This window comes from Aquimarina spongiae (assembly GCF_900141785.1).
Taxonomy (GTDB): Bacteria; Bacteroidota; Bacteroidia; order Flavobacteriales; family Flavobacteriaceae; genus Aquimarina; species Aquimarina spongiae.
Window position 1 is genome coordinate 1 of sequence record NZ_FQYP01000001.1, and the last position, 21,745, is coordinate 21,745.

Consider the following 21,745-nt stretch of genomic DNA (forward strand, 5'->3'; position numbering starts at 1 on the left):
GGAAACGGCGGTGGATGTGATAATACCAAAGTAGCTATTGCTTCAGAAGACGCTTACTTGCAAGGAACCACTCGTTTTAACAACGGAGATCTTCGCGTAGAGAGTGGTAACAGGATTTCATATCTTAAGTTTACCGTGCCTTCGGCTACAGAAACGGTTACTGCAGTGAAGTTAGAATTAGCAGTGTCTTCAGATAGTGGAAGTGGATTAATTGAAGTATTTAAAGGAACTTCAAACAACTGGACAGAGGCCAATCTTTCTAACAGCAATAAGCCGGGGGAAGGGGCTAAATTAGGATCATTGAATACCAGCTATGGAGTGAGTCAATCTTATCAATGGACACTATCAGGAGTGACTCCCGGAGAAACCATTTCTCTTATTGTAAAACAAACTGGAGGGAATGATGTTTCTTTTTCGTCAAAAGAAGGGAGTGTTGCTCCAAAGTTAATCCTTGAGCTTGAGTGTAACGACGGCGGGGGAGACGGAGGAGATGGCTCTGGTGGTGATTGTGTGGCTTTGGAAGAAAATGGAGTAGTTGCTGTAGAAGCAGAGCATTTTGTAGACCAAACCAAAACTACCAATAGAGAATGGTATGCTTTTGATGCCAGTACAACAGGAACACCAACACCAGATCCAGATCCAAATCATGCTAGCGGAGCTAGTGAAGGCGGATACTTAGAGATTTTACCAGATACTAGAGTCACGCATTCGGATCCTTTGGAAAATGGAGTGAGTTTCTCAAACACACCTGGACAAGTTGCGATTATTAACTACAAGGTGAAATTTACAAACCCAGGAAAATACTTTGTATGGGTGCGAGCACATTCTACCGGATCTGAGGATAATGGAGTGCACGTTGGTATCGACGGAACCTGGCCCGCTTCTGGACAAAGAATGCAATGGTGTTCTGGTAAAAACCAATGGACTTGGGAGAGTAAGCAACGTACTGGCGCAAATCACTGTGGAGAACCAGAAAAGATATTCATTAATGTACCCACAGCAGGAGTACACACCATATCTTTTTCGATGAGAGAAGATGGATTTGAAATGGATAAGTTTGTACTTTCTAAAGTGTATACAAAACCTACTGGAACTGGACCGACTGAGGTATTAGTAGATTGTGTAAAGAATGATAACAAAGCATATTCAAATACTCTTAAAGAAACTAAAATTAAAGTATATCCAAATCCGGCAAATGATTTTATTCAGATAGCAGGTACACAAGAAGGAGATGAAATTATTATATATGATTTAAATGGGAGAAAAATTTATTACACCAAAACCAATAGTAATATAAAGCATATGGATATTTCTAGATTAAAGAGAGGGATTTACATCATTTCTATCTCCGGAAAAGATAAAATACAGTTTGTCAAACAATAATGATAATAAAGTAGTATTCGAGTATTTCTTAAAACCGAATAGTATAAAATAAAGTTTTTACAGCCCACTTAATACTTTTGGAGCATCATACTTTTTAAAATAATTTTTAATAAGAGACCTCTTTTTCAAAGGGGGAGGTATAGTACTGATGTGGCAATAGTTGTGGGCTGTTTATTTCATATAAGATCTATTAGATCATTAATCCATATCCAAAATTTCATTCCGTAACAGCCATAAATGAAGAGATGACCAAAACTAAACTGATAGTGTTTTGCTGGTTTTTAGCTGACTTTGGAAATCCATTAATAGGAATGATAAAGTAAATCAATTTAATTATGAAAGAAAATAGACTTGATTACAACGTAATAATATTTATCATTTTGCTAATGATATTGACAACTACAAAAATGCGTGGTCAACGATTTATCGGAGATGCTGGAGTAACATTCGATAATTCCAAAAATGACATTAATTACCCTTTTATGCGAGAATGGCAAAAGGCAGGAGTTGAAGGAGGAATTCCTTTAAGAAATACCTTGCCGATTAAGATTACCTTAGCACCAACAGATTCAAAAGGAATTCAAGATGCCATTAATCAGGTAGATACGGGAGGGGAACCAAGTGTAATCTTATTGAAAGAAGGAACATACACCATTGACCAACCGATACAGCTTAAATCAAATGTTATCTTAAGAGGGGAGAGTAAAAATCAAGTTGTACTTGAAGTTATTATACGGTCAAATGGAAGTAATAACAAACAGGTAATCACGTTTGATGACGTTCGTAAATCTGGTTTGGAAGATCTAACTTTTGAATATATACCAAACAAATCAATTATCTTATATGATGATCGTAACGTACCTCTTAATCGATTTTGTGGAAGTCGTTGTTTTAGCAATGATCCTGAAGGAGACAAAAATATGTATGTGTCTTTTGTGCGAATGAAGGAGAATTCAAAAAATTGTTGGATTGATAATTGTGTGTTTAAAAACTCAGGATCCGATCCTTTGGAAATATGGGGAAATCATATTACATGTAGAAATAATTTTATTGATGCTTGTTATAACAAAGGAGGAGGAGGTAATGGATATTATGATATTCGAGGAGATTACAATCTTTTTGCCTATGAGAAAGTAAGAAGGATTAGACACTTTACCATTCAGCAAAAAGCAAAATATAATGTAGTCACTCAATGTGAGATTGAGGTAGACGTTAATTTTCATAATGGAGACAGAGGGTTTAATTTAGTAGAAAACAATAGAATTACTAGTTTGCAATGGAGATCCTGGGGAGCTTTTGCCTCAGGAGGATTTAGATATGGACATGATAAACCTGGACCAAACAATATCATTTTTAATAATATCACAAAGGGTAGGGGGAATTCTGAACAGTTTGGTGGTAACGATAAAGTATTTGTTTTTGATCAATATTCAAAACCTCGAGTATTAAAAAATGCTCCTCCATCTGGAAATACTTTTTACCCAGTAGTATTAAATGGGAATGGAGGGAATAATGGAGAAGGATGTGAAGAAATACTAGAAATAACTGCATGGCAAGATGCTTATCTACAAGGAAACGCCTCTTTCAATGCTACTAGTTTACGTGTTGAGAAGGGAAAAAGAGTATCCTATCTCAAATTTGAAATTCCTGAGGATATTGAGGATGTTACAGGCGCAGTATTAGAAATGAGTGTGTCTAATGACTCTGGAAGTGGACTAATTGAAGTGTACAAGGGAAATTCAAATGATTGGACAGAAACAAATCTATCTACTAGTAATAAACCTGACGAAATGGGGAAATTAGGATCACTTAACACTTCTTATGGGGTAGGGCAATATTATCAATGGGAACTATCTGGAATTACTCCTGGGGAAATTATTGCTCTTATTGTAAAACAAATTGACGGTAATGATGTTTCTTTCTCATCAAAAGAAGGTAATCGCCCTCCAAAGTTAGTTTTAGAATTAGAATGTGAAGAGCAGCAGGAGTCTGATGTATCACAAGGATTTATCGAAATGAAAATTTTCCCTAATCCTACAAATGATTTCTTAACCGTTTCAGGAGTAGAATCAGGAGAAACTATCATGCTTTATGACTTTTTAGGCAACATTTTGAAATCCATTATATCTAAAGGAGAAGAAGATCGATTAGACCTTTCTGAGATACCTTCTGGTCAATATGTTATCAAGGCTATAGGAAATAGTTTAATATTGATAAAAGAATAAAATCACTTTGTCAGAATAAGTCTTACTAAGATACACGTAACATGATTTGAATTTTATAAAAGAAAGAGGGCTTTTGCTCTCTTTTTTAATGCTTCAATTTTTATTGGGAGCTTGAGTGATTCTTGTTATTAACTTTTTTTTGGTAAATAACAAAGTATTACCAGCTGATTTGGATGGTAATGACTCAAATTGGTATCAAGTAAAAACAGTGATAGCTTATTATTTACAAGTGGATTTTCTTTTGATCAACGAAGTGTTCATTATAGTTGTTTTATATTCTTCAGAATTTTGATTTATTCTATTCACTAATTGTTTTACAGCTAACAACCCCAATTCTTGACCATGTTGATTTACAGTGGTTAATGGCGGATTGCTGTTTTCTGATAATATTCCATCTGTGAATCCTATTACGGAAATATCTTCGGGAACTTTCAATCCTAAACCTATAATAAGATTCATAGCACAAATCGCGGATAATTCATCTGAAGCTAGAACACCATCAATAGTATCACTTTGTAAATAGCCCTGAAAATCTTTAGCAAAAATTTTATAATCGTCAATGACAAAGAGTTTTGAAGATTCAATGTTTGATGCTTTATTTATAGCTTTTTGGAAACCTTGAAGTCTTCTTGTACCAACACTAGTATTATGAATAGGAGTTACAAAAGCAAGATTCTTACAGCTAGAATCTATTAGGGTAGTTGTTGCATTATAAGAAGACTTAAAATCATCGATGACTATTTTATCGGTAATAATTTCATCAATTACACGATCAAATTGAATAACAGGTAACCCTCTATCAATAATGGATTGAATATGCTTATAATTCTTTTTTATAAAGGTACCTTTGGAGATAGAGATGATTAGACCATCAACACTTCCATTTGCAAGCATTTCTATACTTTTTACTTCTTTATCATAGGACTCGTCTGAAATACAAGTAATGATATGGTATCCTTGTTTGCTAGCTTCTTTTTCTATACCTACCAATACCTTAGCAAAAAAATGAGCTAAAATATTAGGAATAATTACACCTATATTTCGTGTCTTCTGTTCTTTTAGATTTTTTGCGGTAATGTTAGGAATATAATTATATAACTCTGCTAGTTTTTTAATTTTGTTTTTGGTTGGCTTACTAATCTCTGGATTATCCGTAAGTGCTTTAGAAACTGTTGATACCGAAAAGTTTGACAGTTCTGCAAGTTTTTTTAATGTCATCATTCTATTGTTCATATTCAATATTTTTATACTAATGGTAACACCGTTTGATATAATAACTTACTATAAATAACCCTTGCCGCTATAATATTTGTTCCTGAATTTTAGGAATTAAGAACATAAGTACACACTCTTCTAATCGTCCTCTATTTACCTGTCTTTATCTTTTGTTAGGGATAAAGGGTATTTCGAACCTGAAAAAAATCCATTCTGAAAATGCCGCAAAACTAGGTATGCCAAGAGATAATTGATTAAACAGCATAGTGGCTTGGTTTACATCGTTTATTTGTTTAATCCCATATTACAGGCATGAAGACTGTCATCTCTGCTTCTCCTCGGTTACTCCATGCAAAATAAGGAACGAATTGTGTTTTGAATGACTTCCACTGTGGTTGTTTAATCACTTTATACATATCTTCAGATCGGTCTGAACGAATTAGTATTTCTCCTTCAATGGTAGTTACACCGCCTAAAAAATCCATTCGATGATAAAGGTGTAAGTCCTGGTTACTTTTTATATAAACATCGAGTATCCTTGTGTTTTGTGGTAAGTCTGGTGATTCAATACAATACACAATGGGGCCTCGTTTGATCGCCAATTGATTTCGTACTTCTTCAATTCTAGGGTGTCCTTCTACCAGCGTAATTTCCATAGGCATATCCAAAATAATTACATCACCTGCTTTCCATTCACGATGTATAGTTGCGAATGTTCCTGGGACTACCTGTATTTCGGTTGATTTGTCATTGATTTTAAGGGTACTGCCCTTTGCCCATGCGGGTATTCTTATTTTAATTTCGAAAGCATTCGATTTACAAGCTTCAACAGTAATTTTTACAATACCTTTCCAAGGGTATTCGGTATCTTGTTTTAATTTAAGTGATGACCCATCTTGTAAAGAAGTAATCAGGTCATTTGCACCAAATAAATTTACAGAAACTCCATTTTCGGTTAAACTATATGCCCATCCAGAAATCTTAGCTAAGGTTCGCACTAGGTTAGGAGGACAGCAAAAACAATCCAGATAAGGTTTTCTGTTCGGTGTTTCAGTGATATTTTCATGAGCGTGGTAATCTCGTGTATTGTGAATCATTCGTAGAGGATTGGCATAGAAATAATCTTTACCTTCAATACCAATTCCGGATAAACCACTGTTGAAAAGTACCAATTCAATAATATCTGCATATTTGGATTCTCCATGAATTTGTAGCATTCGATAGCTAAACATGGCGTTACAAAGATTTGCACAGGTCTCATTATAGGCTGTCATATTTGGCATCATATATTCGTCAATAAACCCCTCTTCAATCATATCCAAGTTTGTTGATGCTCCATAATGAGCTTGCCCAACAGCACCAGTAACGTACATTTTTTTTGCAGTTATGTTTTCCCAAAGTTTATCCAGTGCATCAATTAATGCTTGCTCTCCGGTTTCTGCATATACATCTGCTGCTCCTGCATAATAATATAAAGCCAAAACAGCATGTCCAACAGCTTCGGTTGATTCCCTTAGGGCGGTTCTTTCTTGAACCATATCCCCAATAGGATATCCTTCTGTAGTACTATGATGTTCAACATCGTACTTACCCCGATTATTGATAAAGCGTTCAGCTAGTTTTAGATACTTTTGAGACTTGGTTATTTTGTACAACTCAACTAAACCCATAATTTGAGTTTGATTAAAACCAAACCGACCATATTGCTTAGTTTCAGGCATAAATATGGTACATAACAATTCGGCTTGTTTCAACGCAATGTTTAGAAAATTCTTTTGTCCTGTTAACTTATAATGAACACAAGCACTGATAAAAAGATGCCCGACATTATACATCTCATGATATTTCCTATTTTCATATCGATCTACTCCTTCTGTAGTTTGTATATAGGTATGGATATATCCGTCATCTTCTTGAGCCCTGCCAATGATATCGATGTATTGATCAAGTTCTTTTAAAAGTTCTGCGTCTTTGGTTTGTGCATAAACGTAAGCTTGTGCTTCCAAAAACTTATAAAAATCACCATCATGCCAAAACATACCTTGATGTGTCCCGGTTTTTTCTCCGGCTGCGATTTTAAAATTGTTCAGTGCATGACCTATATCTCCACACAAAACTTTACCCATATACGGTATCATGTTGTGATATAAAGAAGTAAATTTCTTAGCCCAAAAACCTTCGGTCCATTTGCAGTCTGTTACATTGATTTCTTGCATTTTTTTGAAAGGGCTTTCTATTGGTGCTATTATGTTTTGTTTTTTTATTTCTTCGTTTACATTCATTTCTCTGTGGTGTATTAGATGTATTTAGTTGATGTTACCAATGATTGAAAAAGTACTATTCAAAAGCATTATTCTACGGTAAAGGTTTCTTCAAAATTGGGCATATTCAATGTAGACCAATTTTCTTCTGTTTTCTTATCATGAAACCATTTAGGCTCTATATGTGTTTTTGCCCATTGATTCGATTTTGCTACCAATTGCTCAAGGACCTCTGGGTGTTGTTCACTAAGGTCGTTTTTTTCTTCAATATCATTGACTATGTTGTAAAGTTTCCAAGGAGTTCGCTCTCCTTTATAAGCTTTCCAGTTATTCAACCTAATCCCAACTTCATTACTTCCTGTTCTATGCCTTAAGGTGAATATAGGTTCTTCGGGTCGGGTTTTCTTTCCTTGAATAAAATCATACCATATATCTTTCCCATCTATTATTTTATTTTTTGGCATTTTAGCTTTGGCCAATTTTACAAGCGTTGGATAAAAATCTAGAGCAGATACTGGATGTTCATAAGTTTTTCCTTTCGGAACGTTTTTTGGCCAATGAAAAAACATAGGTACACGAATTCCTCCTTCGAGTGTATTTCCTTTTCGACCTCGTAAGGGGGTATTCACTCCTCCTTTGTCTGTTCTACCCCCATTATCACTTAAGAAGACAATAAGCGTATTTTCTAATTCTCCGGTTTTTTGTAAACTAGATACAAGTTTACCTACGCCACGATCGATAGCATGTACCATAGCTGCATAAATTCTTCTGTTTCTATCTTCTATATGCGCATATACTTCTAAGTCTTCATCTTTAGCTTCTAATGGTGTATGAGGAGCATTATACGACAGATATAAAAAGAAAGGCGATTCTTTTTTTGAAGCTTGATTTATGAAATTTTGTGCTTCTCGAGATAAAGCATCAGTAATGTATTCTGTTTCATCTACGTCAGCGCCATTCTCTTCTAATGGGGTAATGTATTCCCATATTTTATCATTCCCTTTTTCTTTTTCCTTTTGATAAGCTACTTTAAATTGTTCTGGGAAATAATTATGACCACCGCCCAAGAACCCAAAAAAATGATCAAACCCTCTATTATTAGGGTGATACTTTGAAACCGTCCCAAGATGCCATTTGCCGATAGCACCTGTATAATACCCCGCTTTGTTTAATACTTTGCTAATAAAAGGCTCTTTTATCGAAATCCCTTTCTGATCATTATTATGAGCTCTAGGTAAATTGTATTGAGAGCCAATATTGTGAGGGTATCTTCCAGTCATTAATGCCGCTCTGCTTGGACCACAAAATGGATGTGCTACATATGCTGAAGTGAAAATAGCACCGTTGTTTGCTAGGGTATCTATTGCCGGAGTTAAAATGTCTTTAGCTCCATTAAACCCAACATCTGCATAGCCAAGATCATCACATAAGATTAGGACAATATTAGGTCGTTCATCTTTTTTTGTAAGATTTGATTCTTGTGATTGCTTTTCTGCTTTGGAAGTTTCTTTGCATGAAACAGTAAAGAAAATTGTTACCACAAAGGCCAGCATATGTAGCAGAACCTTATTTATCAGTTTATACGTTATAGTTTTATTCTTGCTCATGTTTTATCTTTTTAAAACTGATGTAATGCTTTTAAAATGATCCGCCAATCCAACCAAATCATTATTTTCGATAAGATTCTTATCAAAAAGAGAACTTCCCATTCCTACCCCTTGACATCCTACGTTTAAGAAATCAGTAATGTTTTGTTTTGATACACCGCCAGTAGGTAATAAGGGAATCTCCTTCAAAGGACCTTTGATATCTTGTATGAATTGAGTACCCAATTGGGTAGCGGGAAAAACTTTTACCATATCGGCTCCCAGACTCCAGGCTTTATAAATTTCTGTTGGTGTATACGCCCCTGGAAAGACGGGAATTTTTGCTGAAACACAAGACGAAATAACTTCTTCATTAATAATTGGAGTTACTATGAATTGAGCTCCTGCATTCAATGCCTCTGCAAGCTCTTTCATAGAACAAACTGTTCCTGCCCCTACGTTCAACTCAGGGAAACTACTAACCAACTCTTTAATAGAGGTTACCGCATTTGGAGAATTCATTGTTATCTCGATCGTGTAAAAACCAGATTTCAGATAAGCAGGAATGATTTTTATAACAGTTTCAAGAGTATACCCTCGAAGGATACCAACAATTGGTGTTTGTTCAAACTTTTTCCAGGAAAATACTTGATCATGCATAGGCTTTAGCTATTTTTTTATGCCCTAATAGGAGGGCATTGTCAATAATTTCTGGTTTGAAGCAGGTAAAATTTTCCGCAGGGATATTGGATGCCAGAGCAAGAGAATAAAGTTCTTGAAGCATTCCTGATGCGCCTAAGAAAATCTGCTGTTCAGTTTGTTTCAAATGAGCAAGTTCGCTACCAATAATCAATCCAGATAGATAGTAAAAGTTCATTTCTTTTTTGGTGTGATGAAGTATGTTATTTGCTCTTATTGAAAATAAAACTTTCATTATTTCATTATTTATTCCTTTTTGTACTCCATCCAAAAATATTTTCGAAAACTTTGGATCCCATTTTATGTTGGTCATGGAGAAGGATAAAATACTTTGCGTGCTCAGTATTTCGAAAAGTTCACCAGTCATAAATGTTGAAAAATCATATATTTTATCCTCAAGAAAAGTAATATGTTTTGAATGCGTTCCTGGTAAAACGATTATTCCTTCCGAAGCTTCTGAAATATGGTCCATTAACCCAATTACTTGCGCTTCTTCACCTCGTATAACATCCTTTTTTGTTTTAACTCCGGATATTAATAGAAGTTGAATACCTTTGGCTAAAGAGGTTAAACAACAAAGTATATCCTGACCGTTGATAGATTGTGGAACAGAAGCATATTTAAGTTCTTTCATCCCAATTGTAGAGGTGATCATTCCTGAAGCAATAACCAAAAGATTGTTTTTGTCAATACCTGAGAATACGTTTAGTTGCTTTAGTAAATAATTTTTGAAAAAAGCCTCTTGAGAAAATTCCTTTTGCTCAAGGTATTTTTGATATAATTTACTAACTCCTAAATTTGTTTTGTGTTCTTGAATTACTTTTAAATTCTTAGTGTCGACCAGCCTTATTCTAAAATTGGTAGTACCCCAATCGCAACTTATAAATTGCTTTGGTAAATTCATTATTACAACTCTTTAGTAACTCTTTTCTTAATTAAATAATCATCTAGTGCAAATACAGAGCAATCAACCCCGATTCCACTATTCTTGATTCCTCCATGGGGGAGATAGATGTCATATTTAAATCCGTTGAGATGAACTTCGCCAAACTCAAGTTCTTTGGTAAATTGATGTAAGGTGTCTTCGTCAGAGGAATAGACATAGGATGCAAGACCAACACTGGTACTATTAGACAATGCAATTGCTTCCTCTATAGAAGAAAAAGAAGTGATAAGCGCTACAGGGCCAAAAATTTCTTTTTGTAAAGTATTTGCTTCATTATTTTTAAATAATAGTACTGTAGGTTGATAATAAAATCCTTCTTTTGCTATTCTTTCTCCACCAAACAACAATTTTGCTCCTTCTTCTTGCGCTTTTTTGACGATATCATCCACTTTTACCAGAGATTGTTTGTTGGCTAACGGTCCCATAAGAGAAGAATTTTCTTCATCTTTTCCATAACCGATTTTTATAGTTTTTACCTTTTGGGTAAACTTTTCTACAAAATCGTCAAAAATTGTATCGTGTACATAGAATCGATTGGGTGCAACACAAACCTGTCCGGCATTACCGTATTTCAAATCAAATCCATCGGTTACTGCTTTATCTAAATCTGCATCGGGGAATACCACAAAAGGAGCATTTCCTCCGCATTCCATACTATAACGCTTTATAGATGTACTACTACTTTGGGCAATTAGTTTTTGTGCAGTTTCTGTCGATCCAATCATTGTGATCAACTTGGGAATAGTACTTTCGCACAGAGGAATACCCACTTCTGTTACATCTCCGCAGATCACATTGATCACTCCTTTAGGGAAATTGATTTCTTCACAAATCTCTCCAATCATATAAGCAGACAAAGGAGAGAACTCTGATGGTTTTAAAATAATGCTACAACCCGCTGCCAAAGCCGGGCCTAATTTAAAACCTAAGTTCAATAAGGGGAAATTGTAAGCTAGAAAGGCAACAACAACACCTATAGGTTGATGAATCACTTTATGTGTGTGGGTGCCTTCTTTATCATTAATAGGAATATCTGTTTTGTTTTTAATCTCCTTTGCATAAAATTCAAGGGAATTCGTTATGCTCGTCATATCCTCTTGAGTGCCATTCCAGCTTTTTCCCATCTCGTACATCATCATCTCCCTTAGTACGTCTGATTTTTCTATGATTTGGCTTCTGAGTTTTAAAATCCAATTTTCACGCTCCTCAACAGATAATTTCGACCAAAATTCAAAACCTTTTTGAGCAGCATTCAGTGTATTTAGCGTATCTTGTTTTGTTGCCCAACTTAATGTTGCCACAACTTTTTCGTTTAATGGTGATATTAAATCAAAATGAGTATTACCTACTGCAGGAGTTAGCTCCCCGTTAATATATAATTTTTTATGTCCAAAGTCCATGTGTCTTGTCTATTGTATATTTTTCAATTACCTCTTCATTGACAGTAAAACCTAAACCAACGATATCATCATCTAGTTGTATAATTCCATCCTTGAAAATTACGGAATCATTTGTTAACTCTTCTCTCAAAACATTTTCGGTACGATCGTGTTCTATATAATATACCGGATCGTGCAAACGACCAGGAATTGTATCAAGATTCATAATGAAATGAGCAGCAGCAGCAAAAGCAATCCCTGTACCCCAAGTATGTGGCACAATTTCTATTCCGTATACAGAGGCCAACGTAGCGATTCTTTTTGCTTCCGTAAGTCCACCCGAAGAACATATATCCGGCTGTAGAATATCGATTGATTTTGACTCTAATAGCGTATGAAACCCGTAACGTAAGTATTCACATTCTCCTGCAGCTATAGGAATAGAAGTTCTTTTTCTCAATTCTTCAAACTGGCTGTAATATTCTGGAGAAAGAGGCTCCTCAAACCAGCTAATATCATAAGGTTCGACGGCCAGCGACAATTGCGTAGCTTCTCTTAAGTTATAGGCATGATTGGCATCAATCATCAATTTCACATCAGGACCAATAGCTTTTCTTATGGCTTTTACATGTTCGATATCCTTTTCGATACTATGACCGACTTTCATTTTAATCGCCTTGTAACCAATATCTACATATTTTTTTGCCTCTTTAGATAGAGATTCAGTAAGATCTGGTGTGTTTGTAAAATACAAACCCGTTGCATACGGTGTTATTTTGTCTCTTTTTTTTCCTCCCAGTAAATCGTATACGGGTTGTTCCAAAATCTTTCCTTTAAGATCCCATAGTGCAACATCGATGGCACTTATTGCAGCTACTAGGATTCCTCTTCTGGCGTAGTCCAGGGTTCTACGATACATTAAATTCCATAGGGTCTCTGTAGCCAAAGGGTTTTCTCCTAATAAATAGGACCTTAAAAAATCTACACCTGCTTTTATAACGCTAGCCGGGCCATAACCTTCCCCCCAACCTATATGTCCTGTGTCAGTAGTTATTTTTACGATACATATACGCCTTTCTGAATATTCCCACTGAGAAAAAGAAAAACTTTCTTTTAACGTATCGCAAAGAACAAAACTTTCAATTGATTTAATTTTCACTATACTAATTTATTGTTGAATCAATTTGTTATTTAAATGTTTGAAATTTAGCTATGTAAAAAAGAAATTAAATAATTAGAATTACGAACGAAAGATTGTTTTGGAATCTTTAGATAACAATAGCTAAACATTGTTTTAAATTTTAACAAATTAAATGCATGTTTAACAATTAAAACAGGTAGATTTTATCTTTTACATACATTATATTAACCCATTACTTTTAGACTGGAAAGAGAGCTCTTCTTTTTTAGATGCCTCTTAAATATAGCTTTAATTTGAGTTGATGCTTATTCTTTGAATGGTGCTTTTATGAAAATCAGTGAAGCCAAAAAATACTACACTTGATTGGATAAAATTTAAAAGGCTTGGAATTTCTTTTGATATTCAGAAGGAGTTATTCCCATTAGGTTCTTAAATTGCCTATTGAAATTGGTGATGGTATTAAACCCGCATTGATAACAGATGGTGGTGATTTGTAATTTTCCTTCAATTAGAAGTTTGCAGGCATTAACGATTCTGATTTCGTTTAAATATTGTGAAAATGATTTATGAGTTTGTTTTTTGAAATATCTGCAAAATGAATTTGGGGTCATATGAGCGATTGAGGCTATTTCTTTAAGCTCTATTTTTTTGTCATAATTGCTGGTCAAATACGTAATGATTTTGGCAATTTTTTGCTTTTCTTCTCTTCTGAAAAAAGCAGCTTGTGTCTCTCCACATAAAAATTGAAAATTTTCATTCTGGGATAAAGTATGAAGTATTTCTAGTATTTTAATAATTCTTAGAGCTCCATTGTCTTTTACCAAATCGATGAAGAGATTATGGATAAGGCTCTTTTTGACAACAGAAAATTTTATTCCCCTGTTAGATTGATACAGCAGAGATTTGATTTTTTTCATTTCACTCAGTTGCATGAATTCCTCTCCCAGAAAATCTGGCTCAAATTTAACTACAATAACATCGACACTTTCTGTGATTGAATCTTTCAAATAATACTCACTATTATTTTTGAATAGGTGTGGTAAATTACTTCCTATCAAATATAAATCTCCTGGATTAAAATGATGTATTGAGTTACCCACATATCTGGTACCAGAACTCTTTAAAAAATAAATAAGTTCCAGCTCTTTATGAAAATGCCAATCTTCTTCAATACAAGGAATAGTATCTCTCCTAACCAGGAAAGATTTATCGGGTATCAGATCATTTTCTTTATATGTAAGTCTCATTATTAATAGGAGTTAAGAATTGGGGTAAAATGAAGGACTACATTATAAGGATAGTGTATTTAACCTTTATTTAATGCTAAAGAATGCAAATTTATGTACTCATCAAAATTTCTGGTTTCAAAATTTCAATAATTTTTGTTAAAAATGGTACAAATAATTCATAAAACGACCTTCAAAATTGTAAAAACAGGAACAAGGTTAAGATAATGTATATGTGGGGTAAAAAAAGTCCACCGTTTTTTCATTTAATGATTTAATCTTGTCTTGATTTTAAAAAAAAGTAAAATTTTGGTAAAAAAATGATGACTTTAAAGTGATGCAATCTATACTAACTTCATTTTGCAAATTTTAAGGAAATCAAAACCGAAGGAGACAAGAATTAATTGATAGTAACACAAACATTATGAATGCTAAACTTAATGCATCACCTAAAAGTACTTTTGTAAGTCTAATCTTTATATTTTTATTAGGGGTGCTAAACATATCTGCTCAAGAATTAATTGAGGGAAAAATAGTAGACGAAGGAAATATCCCTATTCCAGGAGTTAATGTTCTTATTCAAAATACAACGAGAGGAGTAGTGTCAGATTTTGATGGTAATTTTAGTATTACGGCGTCACCCAATGATATATTGGTTGTTTCTTATTTGGGATACGAAACTCAAAGTATTTTGGTAGGGGATCAGAAAAGTATTACCATAAAATTGGTAGCCGATTCTGAAGAACTCGAGGATGTTATTGTTGTTGGTTATGGTTCTGCCAAAAGAAAAGATTTATCAGGATCTTTTTCTACCTTAAAATCAAAATCTTTCGAAAATCAACCGTTATCAAGACCTGAAGAAGCATTACAAGGTAGAGTTTCTGGTGTTTCCATTCAAAAATCTAGTGGAATTCCAGGTTCACAAATAAAAGTAAGAGTTCGAGGAGTAAATTCTGTAACAGGAAACAATGCTCCTTTGGTAGTAATCGATGGTGTTTTCGGAGGTAATTTACAAAGTCTTAATCCCGCAGATATTGAGTCTATTAATGTATTGAAAGATGCTTCGGCTTTGGCAATTTATGGTTCTCGGGGTTCTAATGGTGTGATATTAGTGACTACCAAAAGAGGAAAAGGAAAGACCAAAGTAAGTGTTGAAACATTTACAACCATTTCTGAAGTGTCTCGGTCCATAGACAGGTTAAGTTCAGAACAATTTGCACGTTTCAAGAATGAAGAAAGAATCAATAATGGTAACGCTCCAATTTTTAGTAATTCAGAAATAGCAAATTTTGCAGCCAACCCTATTGATTATGAAGATGCAATTCTTAGAGATGCTTTCGGTACCAATACGCAACTTTCTATTAGTGGAGGATCAGATAATTTCAGTTATTTTTTATCCGGTAATTATGTAAATCAGGATGGTGTTGTTATAACAAATGATTACGAAAGATATTCCATACGATCTAATGTCAAAACCGACATTTCAGATAAGCTATCTTTGGGAGTGAATATTTTTGGAAGCAGAGAAACTGATATAAATAACCCTAATTCTTTTGATAGAGTAACTGGGAGTTTATTAACAAGAGCTATTACATATGACCCTACTACTCCAATATATAGCGGGAATGAGGATATAAATGATGGTTTTAATATTGAATCATTGAATTCATTTGCAAATAATAGACCAAATCCCATTGCGGCTTTAAATCGAAGCAAACGAGAATTTATTACAGATAGACTAAACGCAAATATTGATTTTAAATATAAAATCACAGATCGTTTTACCTATAATTTAATTGTAGGTTTAGCTACGATAAATAACACTTTACAATCTTTTATAATTGACGGTGATAATTCAACGTCAGATGCTGTAGGTCATACTACGGTAAACTTTAATAACACAAGAATCACTAATCATCAAGTCAGTAATATACTTAATTACAAAAACAATTTTGGTAGCCATAATTTGGACGCTACAGCGGTATACGAATTCCAAGGGTCTCGTTCTGAAAGCAACTCATATAGTACCGTTGATGTAACTATACCTGGTTTTTTTGTTGGAGGTGATGAAGGTAATCCAGACGACCAAAGATTTACTAATGGAGGAGGGCAAACGGCAATCCAATCCTTTTTGGGTAGGGTAACCTATAGTTACGACAATAGTCTATATTTAACTACTTCACTTAGGGTAGATCAATCCTCTAGGTTTCTAGAGGATAACAGAACCGGGTATTTCCCTTCTGTGTCTTTGGCTTACGGATTTAATAAGCTGATAGAAGACAGCAAGTTTGATAATTTGAAGCTTCGAGTAAGCTGGGGAGAAGTAGGTAGCCAATTCATATCACCACTTGCTAACCAAGCTGGTGTCCTTAATGTATTTCCTGCGGTTACTTTTGATGGGGTTACTGCAGTAATTGGAAATAGATTCTCCAGAGCAGCAAATCCCAATATAACTTGGGAAACTACTGAGCAATGGAATGCCGGAGTAGATATTGGTTTGTTGAATAGGTTTTCATTATCGTTTGATTATTTTATTAAAAATACTAGAGATCTTCTATTAGTTCGTCAACTCCCTAATTCCAATATAAATTTCTCCAGTAACGTTGGAGAGGTTAAAAATCAAGGATTTGATATTACCTTATCTGGAGATATCATACAAAATGATGATTTTATCTGGAACTCGAGCCTAGCACTTTCATATGTAGAGAATGAGGTTATTGCACTTAATGACGGACAGGAACAAATTGTAGGAAATATCCAATCAATAGATGGAACAACAAACCCCATAAATGTTATACGTGAAGGATTGCCATTAGGACAATTTTATGGATTTGTATTTTTAGGTACCTGGAAGAGCACCGATAACATACCAACAAGACCTAATGGTACACCTTTATTTCGACCAGGTGATGCTAGATATCTTTTGGATGAAAATAACCGTCCAATGTTACAACCTCTAGGTAGTGGGATCCCTAAAACCACTTGGGGACTTAATAACACCTTTACTTACAAAAATTGGGATTTAAATGTCTTTATTCAAGGAGCACATGGTTTTAAAGTGTTTAATCTGGTAGAAGGAGCAATCAACGGACAAAGAGGTGCTTTTAGAGATAATTTATCATTCAATGCCCTTAATGCCTGGACTCCCGAAAACGAAACGGATGTCCCGAGATTAGGAAGTAATACATTGCTCAATTCTAGTCAGTTTGTAGAAGACGGAGATTATATAAGATTAAGTAATCTTACCATTGGATACACTATAAAAGATTTGTTTGGGGCACGAACCAAATTCTACATCGGTGGCCAAAATCTAGCAATTATAACAGATTATAGTGGTTATGATCCAGAGGTAACATCCACACCAGGAAATCCTTCGTCGGCCAACTTAGATGTAGCATCCGGTATAAACATTGGAGCAATACCGACTCCAAGATCCTATACGTTAGGAGTGAAATTTGATTTTTAATTCAAAAAAAAAGAAAAATGAAAAAAGATAAGAAAAACAAGATCTTTATGAGGCTCATTTTCGGAATTGTAATATTTGTAACAATAGGTACGGTAAATTCCTGTGCAGAACTAGATCCTGATTTAACAGAGTTTAGTGTACCACCAGAATCTTTTGCTAGTCTGGAAGAATTACGTACTAGTGTTTTTGGTTTGTATGGATTGGTGCGAACAGCAGCCGTTTTCACCACTTTTTATGCACCTAGTTGGGCAGGGGATGATATCACTACACATTCAGGATTGAATAAGGGAGATTTTAGAGAATTTGACCAACGGAATGTAAATGCAACCAATGCAAGACTACTAAATAACTGGAGAGGAATGTATAATGTGATTAATAACACAAACATAATATTATCTAGGGTAGATGCATTGCTGGGTTTTGATACTGTGGATCAAGATGAACTTTCTAGATTATTGGGAGAGGTTTACTTTTTAAGAGGAATGGCCTACTATCATCTTTCCAGAACTCATGAAAAACTACCGTTGGCTTTATCTAGGCTTCCACAAGAAGATGTAACTACATCGTCACGTCTTGATGTTTTTATGCAGATTGAATCTGATTTATTGGAGGCAGAGTCTAGATTACCAATGATTAATCCGGATATTACAGCAGTTGGAGTCGAAGGAGCATCAAGAGTAAACAAAGGTTCTGCAAGAGCATTGTTAGCTCGGTTTTATTTGGATTGGGCAGGTTTTCCGTTAAATGATACTTCTAAATATAGTGCTGCCGCAGAAATGGCAAAAAAAGTAATGGATGAAAGTGGAGCGCATGGTTTTGGATTGTTGGAAAATTTTCAGGATCTATGGAAATTAGAAAATAGATTTAATAAAGAATCTTTGTTTACCATTGCCTATAACAGTAGCGCACGAATCAGAAACTTAAAATTTAATAGAGTTGGTTATCCCGGAGAAGCTCCATTTAGAGGTTGGGATGAAACGTATGGTGAAATAAAGTTTTTTGAAGATTTTCCAGAAGGAGCAAGAAAAGAAGCGACATATAGAATGGATATAGATTGGAAGAATCTGAGCCTACAAAGAAGTCCAATTTTGGCAAAAATAACAGGTCCTCCAGGAGATTTACCGATGACTGGTGCTTGGCATTTTACAGAGCGCAATGATTTTTATATGAGATATGCAGAAATTCTTTTAACATATGCAGAAGCTTCTGGTCGATCGGGAAATATAACGACTGATGCCTGGGAAGCTCTGAATATGGTGCGCAGGAGAGCTGCAGGTTTACCATATAATACACCAGTTACAAGTCCTGTTCCGCAACTGGATTTGGAAGGAAATGAAATACCGGGATTAGTCTATGTAGATATAACCAGTGGAGATTTAGCAGAATTAGCTTTTACTGAACGAAAATGGGAGCTTGCGGGAGAATATTTAAGATGGAACGACTTGGTAAGAACACAAAGGGTGGAACAGGCTTTAAACAACAGAACTCCTGCAACTTCTATGAGCAATGACGGAACCTTACTTCAGGAGATTAACTTAATAGAAGGTAGTTTGGGTATCGATAATTATTTTTCTCCTTTGCCACAGGTGATTGTGGATGAGAACCCCAATTTAATAAACTAAACTCACTTTTTTTTATAGATTGTAGTTATAAAGGATCTAAAATAATAAACAGAGGGCTACTTTATTCCTCTGTTTATGTTTTAGAAATAGAATTAATTAATCAATCTTATGACAAACAGGTCACTTTTGTAAGTGATGTATAGTATTAGAAAAACATTGTTTTTGGCAATAACAGTACAATAACCAATATTTATCGCAAAAAAATGTCTCGACTTTTTATAAAATACCCTTTACTTATTTTACTAGTTTGTTTTTTTACTAACTGTAATCAAGAAGAAAATAGTTATAAAAAAGATGCTTTATACAAAATTGAAGTATTACAAGGGTTAATACAAAAAGCTCAAAATAAATCATTGGATGTAACACGGGAAGAAACTACGTTGTGGTTTGCCAAAGAGTTTCTAAAGTTCGCTAATTGGGATGAAACGAATAGAGATGCAGTCGAGAAATTATTCGGATATTATCAAAAATATGAAGAGGATAAAGTAAAATTAGCAAACGAATTACCGGATTTTGAAAGAAAAAAAGTCATTGAAATTTTAGACGTAGCGATTAAGAATTTAAAAGATCTTATAGATGACAATATTACAAGAAGGGCTGCTCAAAAAATAGATTGGCAAAATATTGAGGTAGAAGACAATATTTTGACAAACAATGGGAGGCCGGTTTTTTTACATGATTACTTCTCCAAAACTGTTGGAGCTCCATTAACAGATAACAATGTGTACAATGATCATTTGGGAGCAATTTATCATACAGGAAGCCATTTATACGAAGTAAATCAAGATAGACCCAGTAACCCATATATGCTTAATGAAGATGGTACTTTTGATAAAAAGCTTTTGAGCTATATCACAGAAGTACCTGATACCAATATTGGTTTTCTATTGCTTTGGAATATGGGAGTGCCGGATTGGATGAAAAAGAAAGAGCCTGAAATTGGCAAGGGGAGATCCTTATTTACCGGATTTGATATAGATAACCCTTTGGTAAGAGACGTATGGAGTAAAGTAATCAAAAAAACAGGAGAGGTAACAAAAGATAAAAAAGTAACACAATTAGGATATATTTTATCAAACGAACCCCATTGGTTTTCAGAAAAAGGACATTGGACCTATAATTTTCTGGAGATGAATTCAATTTCATCTCATACTTTAAACAAATTTAGAGTTTGGCTTTCCAAAAAATATGATAACGAGATTGATACATTGAATAAAAATTGGCAAAGCAATTTTAAAGATTTTGATGGTATCGATATTGAGATCCCAATGGACAAAGCCAAGCGAGGAACTCCAATTTGGTATGACTGGTGCAGATATAATATGGATAGAGGTACAGAGTGGTTCACCTTTTTGCAAAACGAATTAAGATCTGTAAACCCAGATGCAGATACCCATATAAAAATAATGGCAAAATTATTTGTAGATGATTATCGGTCGCACGGGGTGGATTATGAAGCACTAACAGAATTGACTTCGATGATAGGTGATGATGCAAAAATAACAGGAGGTAGAAACTACCGTTCCCAAAAACCAGAAAAATGGGAAGAAAATTATGCGTTTTATTGGAATGAATTAGCGCATTCTTATGATTTCCAAGAGTCTGTTTCTCCTCAAAAAATACACATTAATTCTGAAGGGCATTTTTTATCCACTTCCGGATGGAGGGAGTTGGATACACCTGTGGATTATGTAAGGAGTAGTTTTTGGTTGGCGACTTTACATGGTATGGATGTAAGTCTGTCTTGGTTTTGGGCAAGAGACCCTGATGGCTCTCCGGAAGATCGATTGGAAGGAGAATTGAACTTTTTTGATCCTGCATTAGCGGGTTCTTATGCCGGTTCGGTCAATATGCAGCCACATGTGGTCAACGAAGTTTCACAGGTTATGTATGATTTGAATAGCTTTTCTGAAGAAATTCTGGCACTTCGTGATCAGCGAAGACCGTTGAGGTTATTTCATTCAGAGACATCAGCTATCAACAAAAAATATCATATGACAGAACATTCAGAACTATATGAATCTTTATACTTTGAAGGATTAACTCTTGGATTTGCAACGGAAAAAATTATCCAAAAACAAGACCACAGTAATTGGGATGTCATTGCGATTTATAAGACCGAGTATGTAACGGATAGTGAATTTTTGGCATTACAATCTTACTTGGATCAGGGCGGAACTATTATTATTGATAGTACAAATAGTTTATCTAAAAATGAATATGGACAAATACGTGAGGATCGGTTAACATCAGGTAACGGAAATTTAATCTACCCCAAAGCAAGTAACCCGAATGCTTTTAAGGAATTAGTCCTATCAAGTGTTACCAATAATATATCCAATATCAAGCTTAAGGAAAATAACAGTTCTGGTCATAAAAGCTGTACTTGGAGAATAATTGAGGATCCAAAGGGTAAGGGGTATATTATGACTATTATTAATTTGGGAAAAACTACAGCTGATTTGAAGATTAGTTGCAATGATAGTAGAGAGTTGAGAGTGACTAATATGCTAAATGGTATTGAACTGGAGTCAAGTTTTAAATTAGAGTCCAAAGGAGTTTTGCTTATAAATATTTCCAAAGGAATATAAAATTC

The 21,745-nt window shown here is 34.6% G+C and carries 13 protein-coding genes; 5 read left to right on the forward strand and 8 right to left on the reverse strand.

Going from position 1 to position 21,745, the window contains the following annotated elements; all coding sequences use genetic code 11:
• Together BUE24_RS23560 and BUE24_RS00015 are read left to right on the forward strand one after the other, a co-directional pair.
• On the forward strand, positions 1-1,383 hold a 1,383-nt coding region (locus tag BUE24_RS23560), incomplete at its 5' end, for a CBM96 family carbohydrate-binding protein (protein ID WP_139241881.1).
• A 335-nt stretch (positions 1,384-1,718) separates the two neighbouring features.
• A complete protein-coding gene (locus BUE24_RS00015) occupies positions 1,719-3,608 on the forward strand; it encodes a CBM96 family carbohydrate-binding protein (RefSeq protein WP_073312325.1) in 1,890 nt (629 codons plus the stop codon).
• Between the two features lie 219 nt (positions 3,609-3,827).
• Here the strand turns inward: BUE24_RS00015 and BUE24_RS00020 are convergent, their stop codons facing one another.
• From BUE24_RS00020 to BUE24_RS00055, 8 genes are all read right to left on the reverse strand, one after another.
• Positions 3,828-4,841 (reverse strand): LacI family DNA-binding transcriptional regulator, encoded by a 1,014-nt coding sequence (locus BUE24_RS00020; protein WP_073312326.1) that lies wholly within the window; start codon positions 4,839-4,841, stop codon positions 3,828-3,830.
• A 275-nt stretch (positions 4,842-5,116) separates the two neighbouring features.
• Entirely contained in the window at positions 5,117-7,105 is a 1,989-nt protein-coding gene (locus tag BUE24_RS00025; RefSeq protein ID WP_073312327.1) for a glycoside hydrolase family 127 protein, read from the reverse strand.
• Between the two features lie 68 nt (positions 7,106-7,173).
• A complete protein-coding gene (locus BUE24_RS00030; RefSeq protein WP_073312328.1) occupies positions 7,174-8,691 on the reverse strand; it encodes a sulfatase family protein in 1,518 nt (505 codons plus the stop codon).
• Positions 8,692-8,694: 3 nt separating this feature from the next.
• Complete coding sequence (locus BUE24_RS00035; protein WP_073312329.1) at positions 8,695-9,330, reverse strand: bifunctional 4-hydroxy-2-oxoglutarate aldolase/2-dehydro-3-deoxy-phosphogluconate aldolase; 636 nt, start codon at positions 9,328-9,330, stop codon at positions 8,695-8,697.
• On the reverse strand, positions 9,323-10,273 hold the full coding sequence (locus BUE24_RS00040) for a 2-dehydro-3-deoxygalactonokinase (RefSeq protein WP_073312330.1): 951 nt from the start codon (positions 10,271-10,273) through the stop codon (positions 9,323-9,325). The genes BUE24_RS00035 and BUE24_RS00040 overlap by 8 nt, the downstream gene beginning before the upstream one ends.
• 2 nt (positions 10,274-10,275) lie before the next feature.
• Positions 10,276-11,715 (reverse strand): aldehyde dehydrogenase family protein, encoded by a 1,440-nt coding sequence (locus BUE24_RS00045; RefSeq protein WP_073312331.1) that lies wholly within the window; start codon positions 11,713-11,715, stop codon positions 10,276-10,278.
• Positions 11,699-12,853 carry a mandelate racemase/muconate lactonizing enzyme family protein gene (locus BUE24_RS00050; protein ID WP_073312332.1) on the reverse strand — a complete coding sequence of 385 codons (1,155 nt, stop codon included), beginning with the start codon at positions 12,851-12,853 and terminating at the stop codon, positions 11,699-11,701. Before BUE24_RS00050 ends, BUE24_RS00045 begins: the two co-directional genes overlap by 17 nt.
• A 356-nt stretch (positions 12,854-13,209) precedes the next feature.
• Entirely contained in the window at positions 13,210-14,082 is an 873-nt protein-coding gene (locus BUE24_RS00055) for an AraC family transcriptional regulator (protein ID WP_073312333.1), read from the reverse strand.
• Between the two features lie 403 nt (positions 14,083-14,485).
• Here BUE24_RS00055 and BUE24_RS00060 point away from each other — a divergent pair, with 403 nt between their 5' ends.
• The 3 genes from BUE24_RS00060 (at position 14,486) to BUE24_RS00070 (ending at position 21,740) form a co-directional block, all read left to right on the forward strand.
• Positions 14,486-17,527: a SusC/RagA family TonB-linked outer membrane protein gene (locus tag BUE24_RS00060; RefSeq protein WP_073312334.1), complete on the forward strand. Its 3,042-nt coding sequence runs from the start codon at positions 14,486-14,488 to the stop codon at positions 17,525-17,527.
• Positions 17,528-17,544: 17 nt separating this feature from the next.
• Entirely contained in the window at positions 17,545-19,149 is a 1,605-nt protein-coding gene (locus tag BUE24_RS00065; RefSeq protein WP_073312335.1) for a RagB/SusD family nutrient uptake outer membrane protein, read from the forward strand.
• A 203-nt stretch (positions 19,150-19,352) separates the two neighbouring features.
• The gene (locus tag BUE24_RS00070) at positions 19,353-21,740 is read left to right on the forward strand and encodes an alpha-amylase family protein (protein ID WP_073312337.1); all 2,388 of its coding nucleotides are present in this window, start codon (positions 19,353-19,355) and stop codon (positions 21,738-21,740) included.
• The last annotated feature ends 5 nt before the right edge of the window (positions 21,741-21,745 follow it).